General features: G+C 57.0%; 1 tRNA gene. It reads right to left on the bottom strand.

Annotated elements, in window-relative coordinates:
* Positions 1-103 precede the first annotated feature (103 nt).
* Positions 104-180 (bottom strand) — tRNA-Met (locus EOE18_RS18395).
* Positions 181-230 lie beyond the last annotated feature (50 nt).

Raw genomic sequence — 230 nt, 5'->3', positions numbered from 1 at the left:
AAGCCACCGATCCGGTCCGGCGCCTCTAAGCACCTACATCGATTCGGTCAACTCCATTCCTCGCAAAAAATACATCCCAACCTAAACCAAGGCTCAACAGCCATGGTTGCGGGGGCAGGATTTGAACCTGCGACCTTCAGGTTATGAGCCTGACGAGCTACCGGGCTGCTCCACCCCGCGCCGGGATGTCCACAACCCATAAGCTCTCCACCACATCCCCTAACCACACA

This window comes from Novosphingobium umbonatum (assembly GCF_004005905.1).
Taxonomy (GTDB): domain Bacteria; phylum Pseudomonadota; class Alphaproteobacteria; order Sphingomonadales; family Sphingomonadaceae; genus Novosphingobium; species Novosphingobium umbonatum.
Note: the sequence above shows the minus strand (reverse complement) of the source record. Positions and strands in the feature narration are given on the sequence as shown.